The organism is Flavobacterium sp. (assembly GCF_049240005.1).
Classification (GTDB): Bacteria; Bacteroidota; Bacteroidia; order Flavobacteriales; family Flavobacteriaceae; genus Flavobacterium.
In genome coordinates this window covers 1-5,967 of the sequence record NZ_JBMLTK010000092.1, presented here as the reverse complement: position 1 = coordinate 5,967, position 5,967 = coordinate 1, and the positions used below count along the sequence as shown (strand labels likewise).

The window sequence follows — 5,967 nt, the reverse complement described above, 5'->3', positions numbered from 1 at the left end:
ACGGAAAACATAAATTTGATTTATAAACGGTTCGAATTAGGGGAAGCCTACAATTCCATTTGAATGCATTTTCTCCATTATAATTAAATTTCTAGTATCAAAAGTTCTTTGTTGCAAAAATGTAGCTCGACTCTTAATGTCCTAGCTCTGTCTTAAATTAATTAAGTCGACTAACTTTTGTTTAAGAATTAAATAAGAGCTGTTTTTCTTAATGATTAAATCTTCTGGGACATTTGACTCACTAATATTTTTTAATATTCCCGAGAACAAATGGTGGTTTTCAAAAGTAAAATCAATTTTCAATACATCCACAAATGACATATCTTGGCTTGAAACAATATTGATATCATCATTAATAGAGTTTAATGCTTCATCCCACTGTCCATGAGCAATTTTATTTCTGATATAACTGTAGTTCACAATATAATCTTCTGAAATTTTTTCTAGTTCGGATTTCATTTGGAATACGTCACCAGAATAAATATTCAGGATTCTATAAATTATTTTATCTACTAAAGTCTTCCATTTGGTCTCAATATTTCTTCCATAATTTTGGAATCTGTCATTTAGAGCAAGACCTTATGGTGTGTGTTTAAGCTTAATAAATGGCGCTTCAGACCATGTACAATATGTTAAAAGAAAATATTTAGAAAAAGTTTCTAATTCTTAGATTTTGTCATTCTTGTATTCTGAATTCAATACCTGCTTTTTTTCTAAATATTGAATTTTAAAGTCAGTCATTTGATTGTCTACATTGCTAATAACAATTGGATCTTTAGAAGTAATCTTGGTAGCTAAAAATGGAGAAATAGAAGAGTTTAACCAAGTAATCAATAGATTTTCTTCGGTTTTAAATTCATCTATTTTATGGAAATCAACATCCGTTAATTGCCTAATTATCGGAGTAAGGCTTTTAACTAATCTTATCTTTGATTTCTAAATTTTCCTTTCGTTAATTGTTTGTGCTCTATAAATGAGCAGTGATGTTTTAAAGTCCATAAGAAGGGTCCGTTAATGAAATTTACTAAATCTCATTAACGGACCTGGACTCGAACCATGGACCTTACAAGGTTGACTTGTACGCTCTTCCTTCTGATTTATTATTCCGATGTAAATATAGTATTTATAAATCATTTCCCCATTTAATCAAGTGATTAGGTTTTAAAATTATCTTTCACGTTTTCCAGATATACACAGAAACGGAAAAGCAAGCAGCGTTATCTCCTCTAAGGTAAACAAAAAAGTGAATACCGAACATGTAGCAACACAAAAAACAGTTTCGGCGTTTAGGTGCTTTTACCAGATGTGGCATGTTTATGAAATATGGACGTATTCATTATGTTTATCTAGTAATATCCTATATTTGTTTTCTACAAATTCAAATAATTACATAAAAAGTGAAGATATTTCTATTATTCACTTATAAGTGAATTATTTGTGAATTGCATTTGGTTAATTGAATTTTAAGTTTAATTTTGTTCATCAGCTTTAAGTGGGTACGCGAAAGGTTACTTTAGAGATCTTTGGAGAATATGACAATGTTACATTTTACACTGTGAGAGTTGATGGAGAAAAACTTTCAGAGACCGAAAAGTTGTTTTCTAACCATAATGGTAATAAAAAGTACATAGAAGGTTTACAGATTATTAGCAAACAGATGGAGCGAAATGGAAAAACTGGATGTGCTGACCGACATTTTAGACGAGAAGGAAAAATTAATGATAGAACATGTGCCTTGCCTGCTCATCTCTATGCAGAAGGGAATAAACTAAGATTATATGCGATAATGATTTCACCAAATATTGTTATTTTAGGAAATGGCGGAATTAAAACGACAAAAACATATCAAGAAGATCCTCATTTGAATGATTGTATGGAACTTCTTATTAATTTAGATACGGAAATCAAGAAAAAAACCAAACAAGGATTAATAGTTCCAGAATTTAAAACTCTAAAAGGAAATTTAGCTTTTCAAATATGATGCATAACAAATATTTACAAGAAATAATTTCTTCTCGTCCTGAATATGTTGATATTTTTATCGAAAATTCAGATGAACTAGCCGAGAGAATTTATTTTTTAATGAAACTGCGCGGTATTGATCAAAAAAGGCTATCTCAGTTGCTTGGTAAAAATGAATCCGAAGTTAGTAAATGGCTTTCCGGAACACATAATTTCACTTTCAAGACAGTTGCAAAAATAGAATCGGTATTAAAAGGAAAGTTGTTTCAAGTTTGTGCAAACAATGAATGTAATTCAGATTTTGAATCTGCTGGTGTCGTCACATTAAATTATAAAACTGCTTCATTTAATATTTTTGAAGCTGATTGTTTTGCAATAGAGACTTATGAAATTGATGACGTAAGTGAATTTCGTAAATATTCAACGTCTCAGAATGTTTCTTTACCCACAGAAGTTTTTACAAATTAAACAATGGAAAAGCCAGTTTCTTTACGGATTAAAATTAAAGATTTAAAGGAAATTTCCTATTCAACGCAGATTACCCATGAAATTTTGGATAATTTTAAAGAGGAAAATGTTGATATGCGATTATCATTTATGGTAATCGGAACACCTGCTGATGTAACTTTAGAATTGAGATTGTTTTTGGAGTATAGATATAAAAAAGAACTAGGAAAGCCAAAAACTTTCTTTTCATTAGCATGTTCCACAACTTTTGGATTTGATAACTTAGATGAGAACAGCGAATTAATTACTTTAGGCGAAAATGAAAGCCAAATTGCTGATCCATTAATGATTAGATTATTGAATATTTCCCTAGGAACATTAAGAGGTTATGCTGCGAGTAAAATGGCAGTACTGCCTATAAATTTAATCATGCCTTTAGTAGACCCGAAAAAAATGATTGAAACCGCAAAAAAGGCAGGTGATATAAAAGAAACTAGACTACCTGCCATAAAAAAACGTCAAGTTAAAAAAAGTAACAATTCTTCAAATTAAAGCTCTCGTTTTTTAGCCATATCTTGCAACTCAACAATTGACGAAATCTCCTACTGTATTCCAATTTCAAAAACACTCATAAATCATTCATTAAAAGCGCTTTGCGTCAAAAAAAACTACATGCGTTTTGAACATGTCATTTTAGTTAGTCATTTCGCATTTTGCATTAGTTGCTAAAAAATTCTTTTTTTATACCCTGCTAATTTACGCACTTCCCCACTCCCGCACCTACCTACTTGTAGGTATTTTTCCACCAAACGTTAACAACGTATGCCCTAGCCCCGGTTGCAGCGGCAGCCCGCAAAAAAATACGGCTGCGTGAAGCGGCGGGTGTGGGCGACCCAAGAAGCCCAACACGTGCCGACTGAACGTGGCGTATTTTTTGAGGACTATAGCGAAAAACGGGATTAGCTGCAAAAAAAAATCTCTCGAAAACTAGCGCACTAAACTGAAATGCCCACGGATGGGAAGCGAGCGCGTGCCGAAAGTGGCCTCGAACCAATAATCGCTGGCCGGAAGCGGATTCTGAGATATGGTACCATCCCAACTCGGATTTTGCGCACTGAGCTCGTACAACAATTTACCGTACTTGTTGAAAATCCGCACCTTCGATTCGGGGTAAAAAACCATTCCCTCAACCGTCCACAGATCGTTGAACGAATCGCCGTTGGGCGAAAAAAACCGCGGCGCCCGCAACCATACAAACGGAAACTCGTGCACCTGACAACGCGCTAAATCGCGGATATACAACACGTACTCGCCGCCGCGACCCAAAGCAAACTCCGTAGCCGTCTGAAAATTAAAATTGTCTAGGCTGTACTCGAAATCGGGAGCGTTAGGTATGCTTAACTGCAAAATGTTGTCTGTAAATCCGAGTATAGGTATATCGGGAATTGGGTTTGCCGTAACTTCAAAACGCTCTTCGTAACTACAACCCGTTGGCAAGGTGATAACTACCGAAAAAGTTCCCGCTTGGCTAACGCGAATTTGCCGTGCCGTGCTGCCCGTGCTCCACAGGTACGAACTTCCTAAACTGGCTTGCAGTACGGTATCGTCGCCCTGACAAATTGTTTGATTAAAAGTGGTGTCTTCCGGAACGTCAATCACATTCAACTGCACCGGAATGCGGGTGCTCGAACAAGTTCCGTTCCAGGCGGCTACATAATACGTTGCATTAGCGATTACGTTACTGATCGTGTAATCGCCTTCGGTTAAAACGGTTGTCGATGTTTCCGAATCGTACCAACGCACCGTTCCCACGGGCGCCTGTGCCGTTAGCGTTACGGTTTCGCGTTCGCAAACAGTAAATACCGCTGCTGCTGTAATTTGCGGTTCGGCTAATACCGTTACAGTAACTGGAATACGCGGAACGTTGGTGCACGCGCCGTTAAACGGACTCACATAATACGTGGTGGTTGCCGTTAATTCGGGTGTGGTAAAACTACTTCCTGTGGCCAGCGGCGTTCCTCCGGTAGAAGTTGCGAACCAAAAAGTGTTTGCCGTTGTCGATTGTAAGGTTACCGAATCGCTTCCACAAACCGATGCGTTGGCAACTACCGGAAACTCGGGTAAATTTATCGTGGTGCTCGTTGCAATTTGTAAGGTCGGATCTCCGGGAGTACCGCCGTATTCAATTACGTAGCCCAGCGCTCGGTATGCTCCAGTGGTTTCGGCTGTAGGTCGCAAATCGTTCCAAGAACCGGGCAATCCAATTCCTGGAAACGTAATGTGCGCGTAATCTTCGTCGTTGGCATTATTGGGTTCACCGGCATTCCAGAAAGCAAAGCCAATAGCAGTTCCGTTCGGGCCGCCGTTCCAAAAAGTTTGTCCGGCTTCGGGTCCGGTTACCCATTTCCAAACGCCTTCTTCCTCCGCATCGCTCGCGCCAATCCAGCCGGTTCCCGATGCTTGCTCGCCCGCCAACTGCGCTTCTTCGGCCGATGCTAGCGTAGCCAAGTATCCTTGTAAACCATAGTAAGTACTGGCTTGTGCAGCATTTCGGGCTTGCGGCCAAGTAATATTTTCTTGTGCTACGTAGCGGTAATAATGTCCGGTTGAGGGAAGGTAATTCGCCTGACCAATAGTAATCGAAAACGTACGTGTACCGCTGGCCGATAAATTGCTATTGGTGTAACGCACATCGAAAACAGCTGCAATTAAATCGGTGTATAAAGCCGGACCGCCAATGCCTGTAAGACTTAACTTGCCTTCTTGCTGACTCCAAGAAGCAGCGATATTGGGATGCGAACCTGTTAAGCTTAGCAAATCTTCGCCGGCGGTGTAATTGGTCGTAATTTGAATGTACAGCGCGTCGATCGCCGTATCATCGGGATCGGTTATGGTAAAAGTTTGCACAATCGGACTGGCAAAGTTGCGGCAATGCGTTCCTTGTCCGGTTGCAGCTAAAACAGGCGCTTGGTTTTGCGCCGCTAGCGGTAAAGAAAGAAATAGCAATATGAGTACGGATACAATTTTCATAGGATTTTTTGGCATGTAAACTGCGGTTTACGCAAAGTTGTACCTAAAGGCGCGTAAAGGAACAAAATTTTACGAGCGGAAAATTACCTAAATCCGCTTGTTTAACGAAATCACCCGTTCAAGATTAACAAAATACTTAACGTTTGTTGGAAATCCCAAAGATTCTACGACTTTTTGGTAGCTATTCCCGCTGTTCGTTGCAAGTCCGCCGTGTGGCAACGGTTAGCACTGCGGTTTTTTGCGGCTTCCGACGGTCGCCACCAAAACAGCGTGCGCACACGTTGCCACTCGTACGGGCTTTCCACTGCCATCGGGGCTAGGCGTTCGGTGGAAATACGTGCGATGAGTTCACCACTTTACGTATCGGTTTTTGGGGAAGTTAGTCCCGATAGCTATCGGGATCGCGACATTCACCCCTTAACGTATCGTTTTGCCCCATCTAACCCAAGTATCGTCGGAGCTTCATCTTGTATTAGAGCGGTGCAATTTTTCAGTCGATTTGATACGTTCTGTGTTTTCCTCAACAGC

6 protein-coding genes are annotated in these 5,967 nt (G+C 39.3%); 4 read left to right on the top strand and 2 right to left on the bottom strand.

Annotated elements, in window-relative coordinates:
* Positions 1–141 precede the first annotated feature (141 nt).
* Positions 142–459 (bottom strand): hypothetical protein, encoded by a 318-nt coding sequence (locus ACOVQQ_RS09505; RefSeq protein WP_421817992.1) that lies wholly within the window; start codon positions 457–459, stop codon positions 142–144.
* A gap of 1,096 nt (positions 460–1,555) precedes the next feature.
* Here ACOVQQ_RS09505 and ACOVQQ_RS09500 point away from each other — a divergent pair.
* From ACOVQQ_RS09500 to ACOVQQ_RS09490, 3 genes are read left to right on the top strand one after another with little or no spacing between them, the layout of a single operon-like run.
* A complete protein-coding gene (locus tag ACOVQQ_RS09500) occupies positions 1,556–1,981 on the top strand; it encodes a hypothetical protein (protein ID WP_421817991.1) in 426 nt (141 codons plus the stop codon).
* Positions 1,978–2,430 carry a helix-turn-helix domain-containing protein gene (locus ACOVQQ_RS09495; protein WP_421817990.1) on the top strand — a complete coding sequence of 151 codons (453 nt, stop codon included), beginning with the start codon at positions 1,978–1,980 and terminating at the stop codon, positions 2,428–2,430. Before ACOVQQ_RS09500 ends, ACOVQQ_RS09495 begins: the two co-directional genes overlap by 4 nt.
* Before the next feature lie 3 nt (positions 2,431–2,433).
* The gene (locus tag ACOVQQ_RS09490; protein ID WP_421817989.1) at positions 2,434–2,961 is read left to right on the top strand and encodes a hypothetical protein; all 528 of its coding nucleotides are present in this window, start codon (positions 2,434–2,436) and stop codon (positions 2,959–2,961) included.
* 435 nt (positions 2,962–3,396) lie between these two features.
* On the opposite strand, the gene ACOVQQ_RS09485 is transcribed toward ACOVQQ_RS09490, so the two are convergent.
* A complete protein-coding gene (locus tag ACOVQQ_RS09485) occupies positions 3,397–5,439 on the bottom strand; it encodes a T9SS type B sorting domain-containing protein (protein WP_421817988.1) in 2,043 nt (680 codons plus the stop codon).
* 342 nt (positions 5,440–5,781) lie between these two features.
* Here ACOVQQ_RS09485 and ACOVQQ_RS09480 point away from each other — a divergent pair.
* A partial coding sequence (locus ACOVQQ_RS09480; RefSeq protein WP_421817987.1) for a hypothetical protein occupies positions 5,782–5,967 on the top strand: 186 nt, incomplete at its 3' end.